Here is a 16,834-nt window from a genome sequence, read left to right on the forward strand (position 1 = left end):
CCGTAACGCCCCTTTAAAACAGTATTTTATTCTTCTAATTTAATATCCAAACCAAGACCTTTCAATTCGTGCATAAGTACGTTGAAAGATTCCGGCAGGCCGGGTTCTGGCATAGGCTCTCCTTTTACGATAGACTCGTAAGTTTTAGCCCTTCCTATCACATCATCTGACTTCACTGTTAAGATTTCACGCAGGGTGCTTGATGCTCCATAAGCCTCAAGTGCCCAAACCTCCATCTCACCAAAACGCTGACCACCAAATTGTGCTTTACCACCAAGTGGTTGCTGAGTAATAAGCGAGTATGGTCCAATAGATCTGGCGTGCATCTTATCTTCAATCATATGTCCTAATTTCAACATATAGATTACCCCTACTGTTGCAGGTTGGTCAAAACGATCTCCTGTTCCACCGTCATAAAGATAGGTATGCCCGTATCTTGGAATTCCAGCTTCATCAGTAAGCTCATTAATCTGGTCTATGGTAGCTCCATCAAAAATTGGAGTTGCATATTTATTACCAAGCTTTTGTCCTGCCCATCCAAGTACAGTTTCGTAGATCTGACCAATGTTCATACGTGAAGGTACCCCAAGTGGGTTCAACACAATATCAACCGGTGTACCATCATCAAGGAATGGCATATCTTCCTGGCGAACTATTCTTGCAACAATACCTTTGTTACCGTGACGTCCCGCCATTTTATCACCTACTTTTAGTTTACGCTTTTTAGCGATGTAAACCTTAGCAAGTTTAAGGATACCAGAAGGAAGTTCATCTCCAACAGAGATGGTAAACTTCTCTCTTCTCAAGTTACCCTGAAGATCGTTTTCCTTAATCTTATAGTTATGAATAAGATCTGCTACCAAAGTGTTTAAGTGATCATCTGTAGTCCAGGTACCGTGAGTTAAGTGAGTATAATCGTCTACTGCATTAAGCATTTTCAACGTATACTTCTTACCTTTTGGCATTACCTCTTCTCCAAGATCATTTTGAACTCCCTGAGCAGTTTTTCCGCCTATAATAGCGAATAACTTATCTACAAGTTCAGCTTTTAAATTGGCGAATTTAGCGTCGTACTTTTTCTCAAGCGCGGCAACATCTTCTTTATCCTGAGCTCTTTTACGTTTATCTTTAATAGCACGGGCAAAGAGTTTCTTCTCTATTACCACACCATTTAAAGAAGGAGAAGCTTTAAGCGATGCATCTTTTACATCACCGGCCTTGTCTCCAAAGATAGCACGAAGTAATTTTTCTTCTGGTGTTGGATCGCTTTCTCCTTTTGGAGTAATCTTACCAATAAGAATATCGCCAGGTTTAACCTCTGCACCAATTCTAATCATTCCGTGTTCATCAAGGTCTTTAGTAGCCTCTTCTGAAACGTTAGGAATATCGTTGGTTAATTCTTCGTTACCTAATTTTGTATCACGAACTTCGAGTGAGTATTCATCAATATGGATAGAAGTAAAGATATCTTCTCTAACCACTTTTTCTGAAATTACAATCGCATCCTCAAAGTTGTAACCTTTCCAGGGCATAAAGGCAACCTTCATATTTCTACCTAAAGCAAGTTCCCCGGCTTCTGTAGCGTAACCCTGACATAAAACCTGACCTTTAGTTACTCTATCTCCTACCCTAACAATTGGCTTAAGGTTAATAGAAGAACCCTGGTTGGTTTTACGGAACTTAATAAGATCATAAGACTTTGAATCGCTATCAAAGCTTACCATACGTTCTTCTTCAGTTCTATCGTACTTTATAATAATTTTCTTAGCGTCTACATATTCTACTTCACCTTCTCCTTCAGCATTAATCAATACCCGAGAATCTGTAGCTACCTGGCGTTCCAATCCGGTTCCAACAATTGGAGAATCGGCTTGCAATAATGGTAATGCCTGGCGCATCATGTTAGATCCCATCAACGCACGGTTCGCATCATCATGTTCCAGGAACGGAATTAACGAAGCCGAAATAGATGAAATCTGGTTTGGTGCAACATCGGTATAATGAACTTCTTTTGGGTCTACTACCGGGAAGTCACCTTCCATACGAGCAATTACTCTTTCAGAATCTATAGTTCCATCTTCTTTAAGTGGAATGTTAGCCTGGGCAATTTTCTTGTCCTCTTCCTCTTCTGCACTTAAATAAATAGGTTCTTCTGAAAAATCTAATTTTCCATTTTCTACTTTACGGTATGGCGTTTCAATGAAGCCCATTCCGTTCACTTTAGCATAAACTGAAAGTGAAGAAATAAGTCCAATGTTTGGACCTTCAGGAGTTTCAATTGGGCAAAGTCTTCCGTAGTGAGTATAGTGAACATCACGTACCTCAAACCCTGCTCTTTCTCTAGATAAACCACCTGGCCCTAATGCTGAAAGTCTACGCTTGTGTGTAATTTCGGCAAGCGGGTTGGTTTGATCCATAAACTGAGACAACTGGTTGGTACCAAAGAAAGAGTTAATCACAGAAGATAATGTCTTCGCATTAATCAAATCTATTGGGGTAAACACCTCGTTGTCACGAACGTTCATTCTTTCACGAATGGTACGTGCCATACGAGCAAGACCAACTCCAAACTGTTGAGATAATTGCTCACCTACAGTTCTAACACGACGGTTAGATAAGTGGTCAATATCATCAATCTCAGCTTTAGAATTAATAAGCTCGATTAAGTATTTAATTATGGTAATAATGTCTTCTTTGGTAAGCACTTGCTTATCCATAGCAACATCAAGACCTAATTTTTTGTTCATTCTATATCGACCAACTTCTCCAAGGCTGTAACGCTGATCTGAGAAGAATAATTTATCGATAATACCACGAGCAGTTTCCTCATCTGGCGGTTCTGCATTACGTAATTGACGATAAATATGTTCTACCGCTTCTTTTTCAGAGTTGGTAGGGTCTTTTTGTAATGTATTATGAATAATAGCATAATCTCCGGTAGAATTATCTTCTTTATGAAGAAGAATAGTTTTACTTCCGGTTTCAAGAATTTCTTCTATATGCTCTTTTTCAAGTTCTGTATCACGATCTAAAACGATCTCATTACGTTCTATTGAAACTACCTCTCCTGTATCTTCATCTACAAAATCTTCATACCAGGTATTCAATACACGGGCCGCAAGTTTACGACCTAATACTTTTTTAAGTCCTGTTTTTGAAACTTTCACCTCTTCTGCAAGGTCAAAGATTTCTAAAATATCTTTATCGCGCTCAAAACCTATGGCACGGAAAAGTGTGGTAACAGGTAATTTTTTCTTTCTATCGATATATGCGTACATAACGCTGTTAATATCGGTAGCAAATTCTATCCATGAACCTTTAAAAGGAATTACACGGGCAGAATAAAGTTTTGTTCCATTTGCGTGGAACGATTGTCCAAAGAAAACTCCTGGTGAACGGTGAAGCTGAGAAACTACCACACGTTCTGCCCCGTTGATACAAAAAGTACCACTTGGAGTCATATAAGGTATAGTTCCTAAGTAAACGTCCTGTACGATGGTTTCAAAATCTTCGTGTTCAGGGTCGGTACAATATAGTTTTAATCTTGCTTTAAGAGGCACACTATATGTTAAACCACGCTCTATACACTCCTGAATGGAATATCTTGGCGGGTCCACAAAATAATCTAAAAATTCTAGTACAAATTGGTTACGGGTGTCCGTAATTGGGAAGTTTTCCAGGAAGGTATTATAGAGACCTTCATTTCCCCGCTCTTCTGATTTGGTTTCTAGTTGAAAGAAATCCTGAAAAGACTTGATCTGGATATCCAGGAAGTCGGGGTAATCAGGTCTGTTCTTTACAGAAGAGAAACTCACTCTTTCAGTTTGCTTTGCTAACATCAATGGACGGATTATAATTTATAAAAAAACGGGCGCGCAAGGAGTTAATCCCCTATATACGCAAAAGGGTTTAGACCTTCAGGAACGAATTCCTGAGGTCTAAACCTAAATAATATTGCTGCTGGCAAGCTTATTTAAGCTCAACCTCAGCTCCTGCTTCTTCTAGCTGTGCTTTAAGTGCTTCTGCTTCGTCTTTAGCTACTCCTTCTTTAACTGGAGCTGGTGCGCCATCTACTAATGCTTTAGCATCTTTAAGACCAAGACCTGTAAGTTCTTTTACAAGTTTTACAACTGCTAGTTTAGATCCACCTGGAGCCTTAAGAATTACATCAAATTCAGACTGCTCTTCAGCTTCTTCACCACCACCAGCAGCACCGCCACCAGCAACAGCTACTGCAGCAGCTGCAGGCTCTATACCATATTCTTCTTTTAAAATATCAGCTAACTCGTTTACTTCTTTTACGGTTAAGTTAACCAATTGTTCTGCGAATTCTTTTAAATCTGCCATTTTCTATCGTTTTTAAAAAGTTCTTTAATTTATATTTGTTAAAAAGTGCGTACTAATTTATCCTTCCTTTTCTGAAAGTGTCTTAAGGATTCCAGAGATTTTACCGCCACCAGACTTAAGTGCTGAAATAACATTCTTAGCAGGTGATTGTAATAGTCCAACGATATCTCCAATAACCTCTTCTTTAGACTTGATATTTACAAGTGCGTCAAGATATTCGTCTCCTACATAAACAGCTTCTTCAACAAAAGCTCCTTTAAGAAGTGGTTTTTCGTTTTTCTTTCTGAATTCTTTAATTACTTTGGCCGGTGCATTACCGGTTTCAGAAAACATTATGGAAGTGTTGCCTTTTAATACTGAAGGAAGGTCTCCAAATTCTTTATCTGAAGCTTCCATCGCTTTAGCAAGCAACGTATTTTTAACTACAGCCAGCTTTACGTTAGCTTTAAAACAAGCTCTACGCAAGTTTGAAGTTGTTCCGGCATCAAGGCCAGATATATCTGCTAAATAAACCACAGAATTATCTGTTAACTGGGCAGTTAAATCTTCAATTACTATTGATTTTTCTTCTCTTGTCATAATCTATACTATTATTGCTCAGTGAACCTTTTAGTATCAACCTGAACGCTCGGGCTCATTGTAGAAGACATGTGTATACTCTTAATATACACACCCTTAGATGCCTGAGGTTTCAACTTCACTAAAGTAGTTAATAATTCTCTCGCGTTTCCAGCAATTTTTTCAGCTTCAAAAGATGCTTTTCCAATTCCAGCGTGAACAATACCGGTTTTATCAACTTTAAAGTCAATTTTACCCGCTTTAACATCAGATACTGCTTTGGCAACATCCATAGTTACTGTTCCTGTTTTTGGGTTAGGCATTAATCCTCTTGGTCCAAGTACTCGTCCCAAAGGTCCTAATTTACCCATTACGCTAGGCATAGTGATAATTACATCAACATCTGTCCATCCACCTTTTATTTTGTCAAGATATTCATCAAGACCAACATAATCGGCTCCGGCTTCTTTAGCCTCTTCTTCCTTATCTGGAGTAACTAACGCAAGTACTTTTACATCTTTACCTGTACCGTGTGGAAGGGTTACAACACCTCTTACCATTTGGTTGGCCTTTCTTGGATCTACATTCAAACGAACCGCTAAATCCACAGATGCATCGAAGTTTTCGTTAGCAACTTCTTTAATTAAAGCTGAAGCTTCTGCCACCGAGTAAGCTTTATTGCTCTCGATCTTAGATTGGGCTTCCTTTTGCTTTTTAGTTAATTTTGCCATTTTTAATTTCTTTTTGGATTAAAACGGTGCATCACCTTTTACAGTTATTCCCATTGAACGAGCTGTTCCAGCAACCATTTTCATTGCAGATTCTACGGTGAAGGCATTTAAATCCTGCATCTTATCTTCTGCAATAGTTCTAACCTGATCCCAAGAAACACTTGCTATTTTCTTTCTGTTTGGTTCTCCTGAACCTTTTTTGTTCTTAGATGCTTCCAACAATTGTACTGCAGCTGGAGGAGTTTTAATCACAAAGTCAAAAGACTTATCTGAATAAACCGTAATCGCAACCGGCAATACTTTACCTTGTTTATCCTGGGTTCTACCATTGAATTGCTTACAGAATTCCATGATATTTACCCCGGCAGCACCCAAAGCAGGTCCAACTGGTGGTGATGGGTTAGCAGCACCTCCGCGAACTTGTAGTTTTACAACTTTACTTACTTCTTTTGCCATTTTCTTAATTTTTAAGGTGATAGTTTGTTAGAGTGGAAGCTTTAAAAAACCATCAAAAAATATGTAACTAAAATCTTTATACTTTTTCTACTTGCATATAGCTTAATTCCAATGGTGTTTTTCTTCCGAAAATCTTAACCATTACCTCAAGCTTACGCTTTTCTTCATTTATCTTTTCTACTGTACCATTAAAGCCATTAAACGGTCCGTCTATAACTTTTATGGTTTCTCCAATAGTAAAAGGTATTGCTACGTTATCAGTTTTTACTGAAAGTTCATCTACTTTACCAAGCATTCTATTAACTTCAGATTTTCTAAGCGGCACAGGATCTCCTCCTTTTGTTTCGCCTAAAAATCCAATAACGCCATTAATATTTTTAATCACGTGAGGCATTTCACCTTCAAGACTAGCCTGAATCATTACATACCCAGGAAAATAAACACGTTCTTTGTTTACTTTCTTACCATTTCTAATTTGGATAACTTTTTCGGTAGGAACTAAAACCTGATCCAGATAATCTTCCATCCCAAGATGGTTAACCTCTTTCTCAATATAGTCTTTAACCTTGTTTTCCTGACCGCTAACGGCACGAACCACATACCACTTTTTTTCCTTTCCTTCTGCCATCCTACTATCTTTAAGATTTAATCCATTTGAAATATTCTTCGATAGCCGAACTAAATACGGTATCTACACCCCAAATAGCCAGTGAAAAAATAATAGAAAAAACGGCTACAAGGATGGTTAGCCTCTGTGCTTCGGGCCAGCTTGTCCAGGTAACGTGGTTTTTTAATTCGTTATAAGATTCTGATATATAATTGCCAATTCCTGCCATGTGATTCTTAAGGTATTTGCACGGGTTGAGAGGCTCGAACTCCCGACACCTGGTTTTGGAGACCAGTGCTCTACCAACTGAGCTAAACCCGTAAATATAATATAAATGAAGGTTTCCCGCCCGAGCGGGAAACCTTTTTATATTTAAACTGTAATTAGTCTAAAATTTCAGTAACCTGTCCAGCACCTACAGTTCTACCACCTTCACGGATAGCGAAACGTAGACCAACATTCATTGCAATAGTCTGGATAAGCTCTACAGTAATCGTAAGGTTATCACCAGGCATTACCATTTCAACTCCATCAGGAAGGTTAATTGTTCCTGTTACATCAGTTGTACGTACGTAGAACTGAGGACGGTAGTTGTTGTGGAATGGAGTGTGACGTCCACCTTCTTCTTTTTTAAGGATATAAACCTCTGCTTTAAACTTAGCGTGAGGAGTTACAGATCCAGGCTTGGTAATTACCATACCTCTTGAGATCTGAGACTTTTCAATACCTCTTAATAAGATACCAACGTTATCTCCAGCTTCACCTCTATCAAGGATCTTACGGAACATCTCAACACCAGTAATAGTAGAAGTAAGTTTTTCAGCTCCCATACCAATAATCTCTACAGGATCTCCAGTGTTTGCAACACCAGTCTCAATACGACCAGTTGCAACAGTACCACGACCTGTAATAGAGAATACATCTTCAATAGGCATCAAGAAAGGCTTATCTACATCACGCTCTGGTAATTCAATCCAGCTATCTACAGCTTCCATTAAATCAAGAACGGTTTTAGACCACTTCTCATCACCTTCAAGAGCTCCAAGTGCAGAACCTGAAATTACAGGACCGTTATCACCATCATACTCATAGAAAGAAAGAAGATCTCTAACTTCCATTTCTACTAATTCTAAAAGCTCCTCATCATCAACAAGGTCAACTTTATTTAAGAATACAACAATTCTTGGAATACCAACCTGGCGTCCAAGAAGGATGTGCTCACGAGTTTGTGGCATAGGCCCATCAGTTGCAGCAACTACAAGAATTGCACCGTCCATTTGAGCAGCACCAGTAACCATGTTCTTTACATAATCGGCGTGACCAGGACAGTCAACGTGTGCGTAGTGACGGTTAGCAGTTTGATACTCTACGTGAGAAGAGTTAATCGTAATACCTCTTTCTTTTTCTTCAGGAGCATTATCAATTTGATCAAAAGCACTAGCTTCTGAATATCCAGCATCAGCCATTACTTTAGTAATCGCTGCTGTTAAAGTCGTTTTTCCGTGATCTACGTGTCCAATTGTACCTATGTTAAGGTGCGGTTTGGAACGATCATAAGTTTCCTTTGCCATAATTAATACTTATTTAATCTTAGTTATATATTAGTGTTCAATTTAATACAATCTAGAGCCAACGACGAGAATTGAACTCGTGACCTCTTCCTTACCAAGGAAACGCTCTACCCCTGAGCTACGTCGGCAAGCCGAAAGTCTCCACTTTCAAGGTTCACCGGTTCAAACAAGAATAACCATAAACCAATACTGGTTTACGGATGTTTAACTTTACTTAAACCGGAAAAATAAATTTAGAAAACAAGAATATACTTTCCTGCTTTCTAATTAAGAGCGGGAGACCGGGTTCGAACCGGCGACATTCAGCTTGGAAGGCTGACGCTCTACCAACTGAGCTACTCCCGCATTATCGATTCAGGGCTTATAAATTTAAAGTTCCCGGATTTTCACATCCCTGAATCTGGAACTTTAAACAATTCTTGTGGGGAGAGCAGGATTCGAACCTGCGAAGTCGAAAGACAGCAGATTTACAGTCTGCCCTCGTTGGCCGCTTGAGTATCTCCCCAAATTTATTTTTCCACTATTTCATAGAACCGTAGCCGGCTTGCCAGCTAAGCTTTATGACGGTTTGTTTTTTAACGGCTGCAAATAAACATAATTTTACAGCACCGTCCAAAGCATTTTTTAAAATTTTTCGATATTTTTCTTACTCATTTAATCTCCAGGAGATTAAACTAAAAATACTTTATTTCAAAATTTCAAGAGCCGATGGAGGGACTCGAACCCACGACCTGCTGATTACAAATCAGCTGCTCTAGCCAGCTGAGCTACATCGGCCTTTACGCTACTTTTTCAGCATAAAAAAGTCCGCTATTTCTAACGGACTGCAAATGTATACAAATTATTCCTTTCACAAAACAATTCTGCAAAAAAAATATTTAAACGTGAGCACTTAATTTTTCCTTGCGTTTAATTAACTGCCTTTGTAGTGATGAAGCACATTCATCTACGCATTCTTCAAATTTCTTACAGGTTTTTTTTACCATAATATCTCCGCCGGGGATACTTAATAAAACCTCGGTAATCTTATTATCCTTTCCACTTGTATTCTGAACTTTTAAAAAGACATCAGCATAGATAATTTTATCGTAATAATTTTCAAGCCTATCCAATTTGCGTTGGATGAAATCAATTAATTTTTGATCGGCGTTGAAGTTAACAGACTGCACATTTACTTTCATCTTCGGTAGAATTTAATTAAACATTATTTTAATTGGTCTTTTTGTTCCTGGGATGCGCCATTTGATGAACTTTACTAAGTTCTGAAATACTATTATGGGTATATACCTGCGTAGCAGCAAGACTGGAATGCCCAAGTAATTCTTTAACCGCGTTTAGGTTGGCGCCCTGGTTCAATAAATGTGTAGCAAATGAGTGCCGCAGAATATGCGGACTCCTTTTTATTTTGCCAGACACCTTACTAAAATAATTATTAATAATTCTATACACAAGGCTTTCGTATAATTTTATACCTTTTTGAGTTACAAATAAATAGGATGGCTCCTGCCCTTTCACCAAATCTGATCGTTTACTTATATAATTTTCTAAATTAGAAATCACGCCAGGCAATAATGGTATAATTCTTTCCTTCTGTCTTTTACCAAGCACTTTAACGTACTTTCCACTCAAATCTACATCCTGAAGTTTAATTTCAATTAGCTCAATACGCCTCATTCCCGTAGTATAAAAAAGCTCTACAATTAACCGGTCCCGCAAACCTTCAAAATCTGAAATATCAATTTGTTCCAAAACCTGGCTTATTTCAGCTTCAGAAAATGGAACCTGAATTTTAGAAGCAGTTTTTAAAGCTTTATGTTTTGCGAGGGGAGAAAATTCTATATCGCCGGTTTTTTGAAGAAAGCGGTAGTAAGCTTTTAAAGAAGAAATCTTTCGGTTAATACTTCTATTAGATACACCCTGATCTACCAATGAAACAATCCAGTTTCTAATTTGGGAATAATGAACATTTCTAAGATCTTTTTCTTCAAACTCAAATAAAATAAATTCTGAAAAAGATTCTAAATCGGTTTTATAGGCGGTTAGTGTATTGGGAGAGTATTTTTTCTCCAACTGCAGGTAATCTAAAAACTGGGAAAAGGGCATAAAAAAACTGTTGATAGACAAAGTTAGCAAACTTTAATCTATCAACAGTTATATTTGTTTTTCCGAATAGCTTCGGAAAAATTCGATTATATCTTTTTACTAGATATCTTCCTGATCTCTCAAATGTTGAATGTACTCGGCTTTTTGAACCTGAGCTCTCTTCGCAACAGAAGGTTTCGTGAAATGCTGGCGGCTTCTCAGCTGGCGCATTGTTCCGGTTTTATCGAATTTTCTCTTAAAACGCTTCAGCGCTCTATCAATATTTTCTCCGTCTTTTACTGGTATTATTAACATAGTGTCATCACCCCCTTTCTTTAGAAATAGGCTGCAAAGATAATTTAAATCTAAGAACCCACAACCAATATTTTAATTATTTTCAATGCTATTTCGCAGCTGGTTTGTATTCTTTTTTATCGATCACCATTTTAGCGATAAAAGTAGAATTTTCGCAAAAATGTTAATCTAAAAGATTACTTCGCCGCTGGCTTGTATTCTTTTTTATCGATCACCATTTTAGCGATAATCTCTCTAAGAATTTCTGAAGTTCCACCACCAATTGGGCCTAGACGGCTATCTCTAAACATTCTTGCCAATGGATAATCTTCCATATACCCATAACCTCCCAACATCTGCAAACAATCGTAAATAACCTTATCTGCCATTTTTGTTGAAAGTAATTTAGACATACTGGCTTCTTTCACCACATATTGCCCGTCATTAAGGCGTTTTGCAATAGAATAATTGAATTCCTTATTCATTTCTACTTCGCTGGCCATATCGGCTACCGAATGTCTCAAAGCCTGGAATTTATCTATGGTTCTGCCAAATGCTTCTCTTTCGGCCATGTAACCTAAAGTATAATCCAGGGCATATTCAGCACGGGCGTGGGCGTTAATTCCCATAATTAATCGCTCTAAAGCAAAGTGCTGCATGATATAAGAAAAACCTTTTCCCTCTTCACCCATTAGATTTTCAGCAGGAATCTCAACATCGTCAAAAGCAATTTCTGCAGTATCTGAAGCTCTCCAGCCCAGTTTATCTAATTTTGAAGCCGAAATTCCGGGAGTTTCCCTGTCTACAATAAAAATGCTCATCCCCTTATTTCCCTTATCAGGATCGGTCTTGGCAGCTACTACTAAATAATCTGAATAAACTCCGTTGGTAATAAAAGTCTTGGAACCGTTTAAAATATATTTATCGCCTTTTTTAATTGCGGTACTTCGCATTCCGGCAACATCAGAGCCACCAAAAGGCTCGGTGATACAAAGACAGCCTATTTTATCTCCTTCAATACTTGGGTTAAGATATTTTTTCTTAATTGCATCGTCACCTTCTTTATTTACGTGCGTCATTGCCAAATAAGCGTGGGCCCACATAGCAGCAGCAAAACCACCGCTATTAATTTTTTGAAGTTCTTCCAGGAAGATTACGGTGTAGAAAATATCAAGGTTCATCCCGCCGTATTCCTCGGGCTGGTTAAGGCCAAAGTAGCCCATTTTACCAAATTTCTTCCAGATAAAGCGTTCTATTGTGCCGGTCTTCTCCCATTTATCAATATGAGGTACCACTTCTTTCTGTAAAAAGTCCTGAAAACTTTTTCTAAAAAGTTCGTGTTCCTCTGTAAAATACAATGTATTCATGCTATTTTCTTTTTTCTTTTATTTAGAAAGGAAGCAAACTTCCGGGCCACTAAAATAAAATCAATTTTTATTATAGTAATTAATCCACGGATAAATATTTAAGTAAGCTAAAATTCCGAATATTCAATTTAAGATCAAATATAATTGAATTCTATCGATTTTATCTGAAGGAAAACTTTCTATTTTTGATAATTCTTCAAAAGAACTAATTTCTTCGTGTAGTTGGCGGTAATCTATAATCTCCCTCGCAAGCTCATATTTAATATACGGAACATCTACCAGGTCTAGAACTTTCGCTTTATTAATATTTATTAAGCTGAAATCTTCATCTTTAAAAACCTTAAATTGCTGCTGCAACTTTTCCCGCGTTTCATAAATTAAACCATAAATATCTTTTAACTGAATCTCGCTTCTAAAACCACCAATTTTATTTCTATAATTTACAATCCTATTGGCCAGCACCTCACCCATTCCATTTATCTTTTGTAAATCTTCTGATTTTGCTGTATTTAAATCTGAAATTTTCACAGAAGGGATATTTCTATTGTTCTCTTTTTCCTTTTCGGCCTCAGTAACCCAATTTGGGAATTTAAAATACGGAGAAATTGTAGCAAGTAAAGAATCTGAAACACCCGTAACTTTTTGAAAATCTTTTGCAGAATTAATCCATTTATTTTCTTCTCTAAATTGATGAAGTTTATTAATTTCTTCAACACTCATTCCTAAAGTGTAGCCTTTAAAATCTGTAATGTAATTAGGGTTAAAAGGAAATATCTTAATTGTATCTGCCTCTGCCCTGGCTAATTTTATAGAATCTATTTGTGCTTGAAAAGATTCTATTTCTTCCGGGGATAAAGCTTCAGAATTACTTTCCGAAGAAAAATCAGCAAAAAAATAAATCGCCTGAAAAAGAATTATAATTATTACCAAAAGAAAAATCCCATTTTGTTGGCTCCTGTTGAACACAAAATGGGATTTTATCAATTTCATAATTTTACAAGGTTAGCTAGCTTTTGCCTCTCGTTGTTTCTTGAATAATTCTCCTGCTTTTAGCTTTCGGGAATATTCATTTAGATCTTTTCTTACTTCACTAGACATAATATAAAGTCCTATAATGTTCGGGAAGGACATCGCAAGGATCATCATATCAGAGAAGTCTAATACGGCTCCTAAACTAATGGAAGCTCCTACTACAACAAACACAAGGAATAATATTTTATATGCCAATTCTGTTTTTTTGCTTTTTCCGAAGAGGTAAGTCCAGGAACGCATCCCGTAATAAGACCAGGAAATCATTGTTGAAAATGCAAATAAGAAAACTGCCATTGCCAACACATAAGGGAACCAGGAAACTACACTTGCAAAAGCATCTGAGGTTAATTGAACCCCACCTACTCCTTCTACTTCGTGCATTCCGGTAAAGATTAATACTAAAGCAGTTAAAGTACAAACCACTACAGTATCAATAAAAGGCTCTAATAAAGCGACAAAACCTTCAGATGGCGGGTGATTTGTTTTTGCTGCCGAGTGAGCAATCGCTGCCGACCCAACACCAGCTTCGTTAGAGAATGCTGCACGTTGAAAACCAACAATTAGCACCCCTATAATTCCACCTTTCATCGCTGTAGCGTTAAAAGCTCCATCGTAAATAGCTCCAAATGCCGGAACAATATTTTCTATATTTATAAATATTACAGTTAAAGCACCAAGAACGTATACTGCAGCCATAAATGGCACCACCTTACCGGTTACTTTAGCAATACTTTGAATACCTCCAATAATAACAATACCTACAAGAACTGCTACTCCAATACCAAACCAAAATCCATTACCAATTAAGAAAGTAAACTGGCCAGAAAGGATTTCAAAAGATTGATTGGCCTGGAACATATTTCCACCACCAAATGAGGCACCAATACCTAAAATAGCGAAAAACGCAGCAAGGAATTTACCTAAACCACGCATATTTCTTTTTTCAAGTCCGTAGCGCAAATAGTTCATTGGTCCTCCAAAGATTCTCCCTTCAGAGTTTATAAAACGATATTTTACACCAAGCGTACATTCTACGAATTTTGATGCCATACCCAGTAAACCTGCAATAATCATCCAGAAAGTTGCTCCTGCACCACCAAGGGAAATTGCAACGGCAACACCGGCAATATTACCTAGACCTACTGTAGCAGAAACTGCGGTAGCCAGCGCCTGAAAGTGAGTAATACTACCCGGCGCGTTAGGCTCGTCATATTTTCCTCTGGCAAGGTCTATAGAGTGTTTAAAACCTTTAAAGTTGATGAAGCCCATTTTTACAGTAAAGAATGCTGCACCAAAAATTAACCAAACAACAATAAAAGGAATATTATGTTTTTGTGGAGTTCCATTAGGATTGGTTAGAATTTGCGGTTCATCATATTGAATTTGGGCCAACATATGGGCGTTTGTTTCAATAAGATCTGAACTATTTTGATAATCCCATATTGTTTCGCCTTCTCCTACCAGATATTCTACTGTTCCAGTAGCATTGGCCATAACCTCTAGATCACCGCTATTTTGAGATCCTACAATGGCAATAAGGTCACCTTCTTCTACGTGAGCTCCCTCTTCTACCTGCCATTCTTTTAAGATGAATTTATCTTCTGTATCAGCACTCCAATCTGGAGTGGGGACAAAACGTTTTTCGGCATATACCTTTGGATCGTAGATTCCTACAGCGGTAAATGGATCCCAGAAAAGAATAGCCGTCATTCCTTCTACAATGGGAACAAAAGTACCGTTAAAATGTTCGGTAATAGCATCAGCCTTTATTTCAAAACTTTTTGTTACAGAATTACCTTCACTGTCGGTAACTGTTACTTCATAAGGAACTCCTTCGGTAAGACCTTCTGCTCTGGATGATTCTAAAGAAGTTTCGGGATCAGACCATTGGTATTTATAAGGAGGTACTCCTCCTTCAACCTCAAGATCAATAAACCCGTTATTAATAATATTGGAAGGATTGCCAACTTTGGCCTGGACATCCAGTTCTTGTGCATTAATCGCTAAAATTGAAAACAAAAAGAACATTGAAAGCAGATACTTTCTCATATAGTATAAAGGTTGTTTAATTTAGATTGATAATTTCCGCGAAGCAAGATGCTAAAAAAATGGGCCTTTTCAAATTTTTGGGAGTTAAAATGTAAAGGTATTGTTAAATTTAGTTTGATTAAATCCTGAAGAAACTTAAAATTATTGATAAAAATGCAGTTAAATACCGGTTATAGATCAAAAACTGAAGTTCTTTTAGTGTACACCAAGTCTTTAAGTTTTAACCAAAATGCAAGGACCAAATACACCACAAACCAGGAGCCCAGTGTTACAAACGAGGCATAAATAAAAAACAAGCGTACACTTTTGGCGCGTATTCCCATTTTATCGGCCACTCGGGAAGAAACATAAAAACCATGTCTTTCAAAAAAATAACGAATATTGTGCACCATTTTTGTCATCGTTACAAATATAAGATTTTAAGTCTTTCGTTGCAGTAATTTTACACCAATAGCACAATCAAGACATTTATTGGCTTCACAATAATTCTTTTTTAAGTTTATCATAGCCTGGGAATGTAAAGCGTTTTGCGTACTGCCATTTTTAATTTTATTAAAATTCTGAACAATCTTATTATTCTCGGCAGGTATTTTTTCTATTAGCTCTAGTAAAATTTCTATTTCATCATTACCGCGCGATTGGGAATAACAAAAACGAAGCGGAATAATAGTATTTATAAGCACCAGATCTTTAAAAGCGGGACTTAGCCTTTTTTCCCTTTCTCTATGTTTCTTCGGAAATGAATAATGCTGCCGCCAAAATTCAGAAGTTTCTACATCTAAAATTTTATAAATAGGCTCTAAAGATTTTGAAGCAATTAATTCTGAAAACAAATTCTTCTGCTTAAAATAAAGCGAAGCCAACTGAGACAGCCTAATATTCGGAAAATTATCTGGCCGTAACCTGAAATATTTTGGAGGAATCACGCCAGAATTTGAGAGTTTGTATTTATGTTTTAGATAGGCATATTCCTGCTGCAGTTTTTTATAATAAGGGATATTTATTTGCTTACTAAGCAAACCGGCCTGGCCAAAAAACAAAGCTTCAAGTTGTAAATTATTTTGAGAGGATTTCTGCACCACAGAAAAATCCAAACTTTGCGCCATACTTAGAAACGCATCTCCATTAAGATTAAGCCCAAAGTTTTTAGCTAACATCTGAAATAAAACTGCTTCCCAGTTATTCCCAGATTTCCCTAATAAATCTAAAATAAGTATAGATTTTTCTTCTAAACGCTTTAAATAAAGACGCTCCTGCCAATGGCGCAGCGTGAAATCATCTACTTCTTTAAAATTTTTCTCGCAATTAATCCAGTTTTCAGGAGAAGCAAAAAGTTGGCGATAACCCAAAAGTAAATCCTGATCTACAAGACTTTTTAAGCTTAAAGCGGGTATAGAAGTTTTATTATGCCTTTGTACGTCAACATCGTCTTCCCAAACTACGTGTAAAATAACATTATCGTAATTTGTGTCTTTTTCGTGTTGGTGAAAATACCAATCTGATGCTTTGATATGCAACTCTACATTTCCGGCCCATAGCTGGTCTCCAATTTTTAAGCGCGCATTGAAGAAATCGGGGCCCGAATTAAAATTATGAGTTCCACTATCTATTAGAAGTATTTTTTCTCCCTGCGTGGTTTTTGCATTGGTGAAATCGAATTTCTTGTATTTCCATAGATAATGTAAAAAATCTTCGCGCATCTTCTAAAATTAGAAAAATGCGCTTTAAGACCAGTCTTTT

General features: G+C 37.2%; 16 protein-coding genes and 5 tRNA genes. All 21 read right to left on the minus strand.

Annotated elements, in window-relative coordinates; genetic code table 11:
* Positions 1-26 precede the first annotated feature (26 nt).
* Entirely contained in the window at positions 27-3,839 is a 3,813-nt protein-coding gene (gene rpoB / locus BM084_RS06550) for a DNA-directed RNA polymerase subunit beta (RefSeq protein ID WP_075326002.1), read from the minus strand.
* Between the two features lie 130 nt (positions 3,840-3,969).
* Positions 3,970-4,347 carry a 50S ribosomal protein L7/L12 gene (gene rplL, locus BM084_RS06555; RefSeq protein WP_075326001.1) on the minus strand — a complete coding sequence of 126 codons (378 nt, stop codon included), beginning with the start codon at positions 4,345-4,347 and terminating at the stop codon, positions 3,970-3,972.
* Between the two features lie 57 nt (positions 4,348-4,404).
* Positions 4,405-4,926, minus strand: a complete 522-nt coding sequence (gene rplJ / locus BM084_RS06560) for a 50S ribosomal protein L10 (protein ID WP_075326000.1) — start codon at positions 4,924-4,926, stop codon at positions 4,405-4,407.
* Positions 4,927-4,937: 11 nt separating this feature from the next.
* Entirely contained in the window at positions 4,938-5,636 is a 699-nt protein-coding gene (gene rplA / locus BM084_RS06565; protein ID WP_075325999.1) for a 50S ribosomal protein L1, read from the minus strand.
* Between the two features lie 18 nt (positions 5,637-5,654).
* Positions 5,655-6,092, minus strand: coding sequence for a 50S ribosomal protein L11 (gene rplK, locus BM084_RS06570; RefSeq protein ID WP_057482053.1), 438 nt, complete (start codon positions 6,090-6,092; stop codon positions 5,655-5,657).
* A gap of 76 nt (positions 6,093-6,168) precedes the next feature.
* Entirely contained in the window at positions 6,169-6,720 is a 552-nt protein-coding gene (nusG, locus tag BM084_RS06575; protein ID WP_075325998.1) for a transcription termination/antitermination protein NusG, read from the minus strand.
* Between the two features lie 10 nt (positions 6,721-6,730).
* Complete coding sequence (gene secE / locus BM084_RS06580; protein ID WP_075325997.1) at positions 6,731-6,928, minus strand: preprotein translocase subunit SecE; 198 nt, start codon at positions 6,926-6,928, stop codon at positions 6,731-6,733.
* Positions 6,929-6,947: 19 nt separating this feature from the next.
* Positions 6,948-7,020 (minus strand) — tRNA-Trp (locus BM084_RS06585).
* Between the two features lie 62 nt (positions 7,021-7,082).
* Positions 7,083-8,270: an elongation factor Tu gene (gene tuf / locus BM084_RS06590; protein WP_075325996.1), complete on the minus strand. Its 1,188-nt coding sequence runs from the start codon at positions 8,268-8,270 to the stop codon at positions 7,083-7,085.
* A gap of 56 nt (positions 8,271-8,326) precedes the next feature.
* A tRNA-Thr gene (locus BM084_RS06595) sits at positions 8,327-8,398 on the minus strand.
* Positions 8,399-8,542: 144 nt separating this feature from the next.
* A tRNA-Gly gene (locus tag BM084_RS06600) sits at positions 8,543-8,615 on the minus strand.
* A gap of 77 nt (positions 8,616-8,692) precedes the next feature.
* Positions 8,693-8,775 (minus strand) — tRNA-Tyr (locus BM084_RS06605).
* A 198-nt stretch (positions 8,776-8,973) separates the two neighbouring features.
* Positions 8,974-9,047: transfer RNA gene (locus tag BM084_RS06610), tRNA-Thr, on the minus strand.
* A 101-nt stretch (positions 9,048-9,148) separates the two neighbouring features.
* Positions 9,149-9,451, minus strand: a complete 303-nt coding sequence (hpf, locus tag BM084_RS06615; RefSeq protein ID WP_075325995.1) for a ribosome hibernation-promoting factor, HPF/YfiA family — start codon at positions 9,449-9,451, stop codon at positions 9,149-9,151.
* Positions 9,452-9,479: 28 nt separating this feature from the next.
* Complete coding sequence (locus tag BM084_RS06620) at positions 9,480-10,373, minus strand: tyrosine-type recombinase/integrase (RefSeq protein ID WP_075325994.1); 894 nt, start codon at positions 10,371-10,373, stop codon at positions 9,480-9,482.
* A gap of 99 nt (positions 10,374-10,472) precedes the next feature.
* A complete protein-coding gene (rpsU, locus tag BM084_RS06625; protein WP_037316435.1) occupies positions 10,473-10,667 on the minus strand; it encodes a 30S ribosomal protein S21 in 195 nt (64 codons plus the stop codon).
* A 176-nt stretch (positions 10,668-10,843) separates the two neighbouring features.
* Positions 10,844-12,013 (minus strand): acyl-CoA dehydrogenase family protein, encoded by a 1,170-nt coding sequence (locus tag BM084_RS06630; protein WP_093303795.1) that lies wholly within the window; start codon positions 12,011-12,013, stop codon positions 10,844-10,846.
* 123 nt (positions 12,014-12,136) lie between these two features.
* Positions 12,137-13,003, minus strand: coding sequence for a ComEA family DNA-binding protein (locus BM084_RS06635; RefSeq protein WP_093303798.1), 867 nt, complete (start codon positions 13,001-13,003; stop codon positions 12,137-12,139).
* A 12-nt stretch (positions 13,004-13,015) separates the two neighbouring features.
* Positions 13,016-15,094, minus strand: coding sequence for an amino acid carrier protein (locus tag BM084_RS06640; RefSeq protein WP_093303800.1), 2,079 nt, complete (start codon positions 15,092-15,094; stop codon positions 13,016-13,018).
* A gap of 170 nt (positions 15,095-15,264) precedes the next feature.
* A complete protein-coding gene (locus BM084_RS06645) occupies positions 15,265-15,495 on the minus strand; it encodes a PspC family transcriptional regulator (RefSeq protein ID WP_093303803.1) in 231 nt (76 codons plus the stop codon).
* A gap of 18 nt (positions 15,496-15,513) precedes the next feature.
* On the minus strand, positions 15,514-16,794 hold the full coding sequence (locus BM084_RS06650; RefSeq protein ID WP_093303805.1) for a DUF2851 family protein: 1,281 nt from the start codon (positions 16,792-16,794) through the stop codon (positions 15,514-15,516).
* Between the last annotated feature and the right edge of the window lie 40 nt (positions 16,795-16,834).

This window comes from Salegentibacter agarivorans, assembly GCF_900113135.1.
GTDB lineage: Bacteria > Bacteroidota > Bacteroidia > Flavobacteriales > Flavobacteriaceae > Salegentibacter > Salegentibacter agarivorans.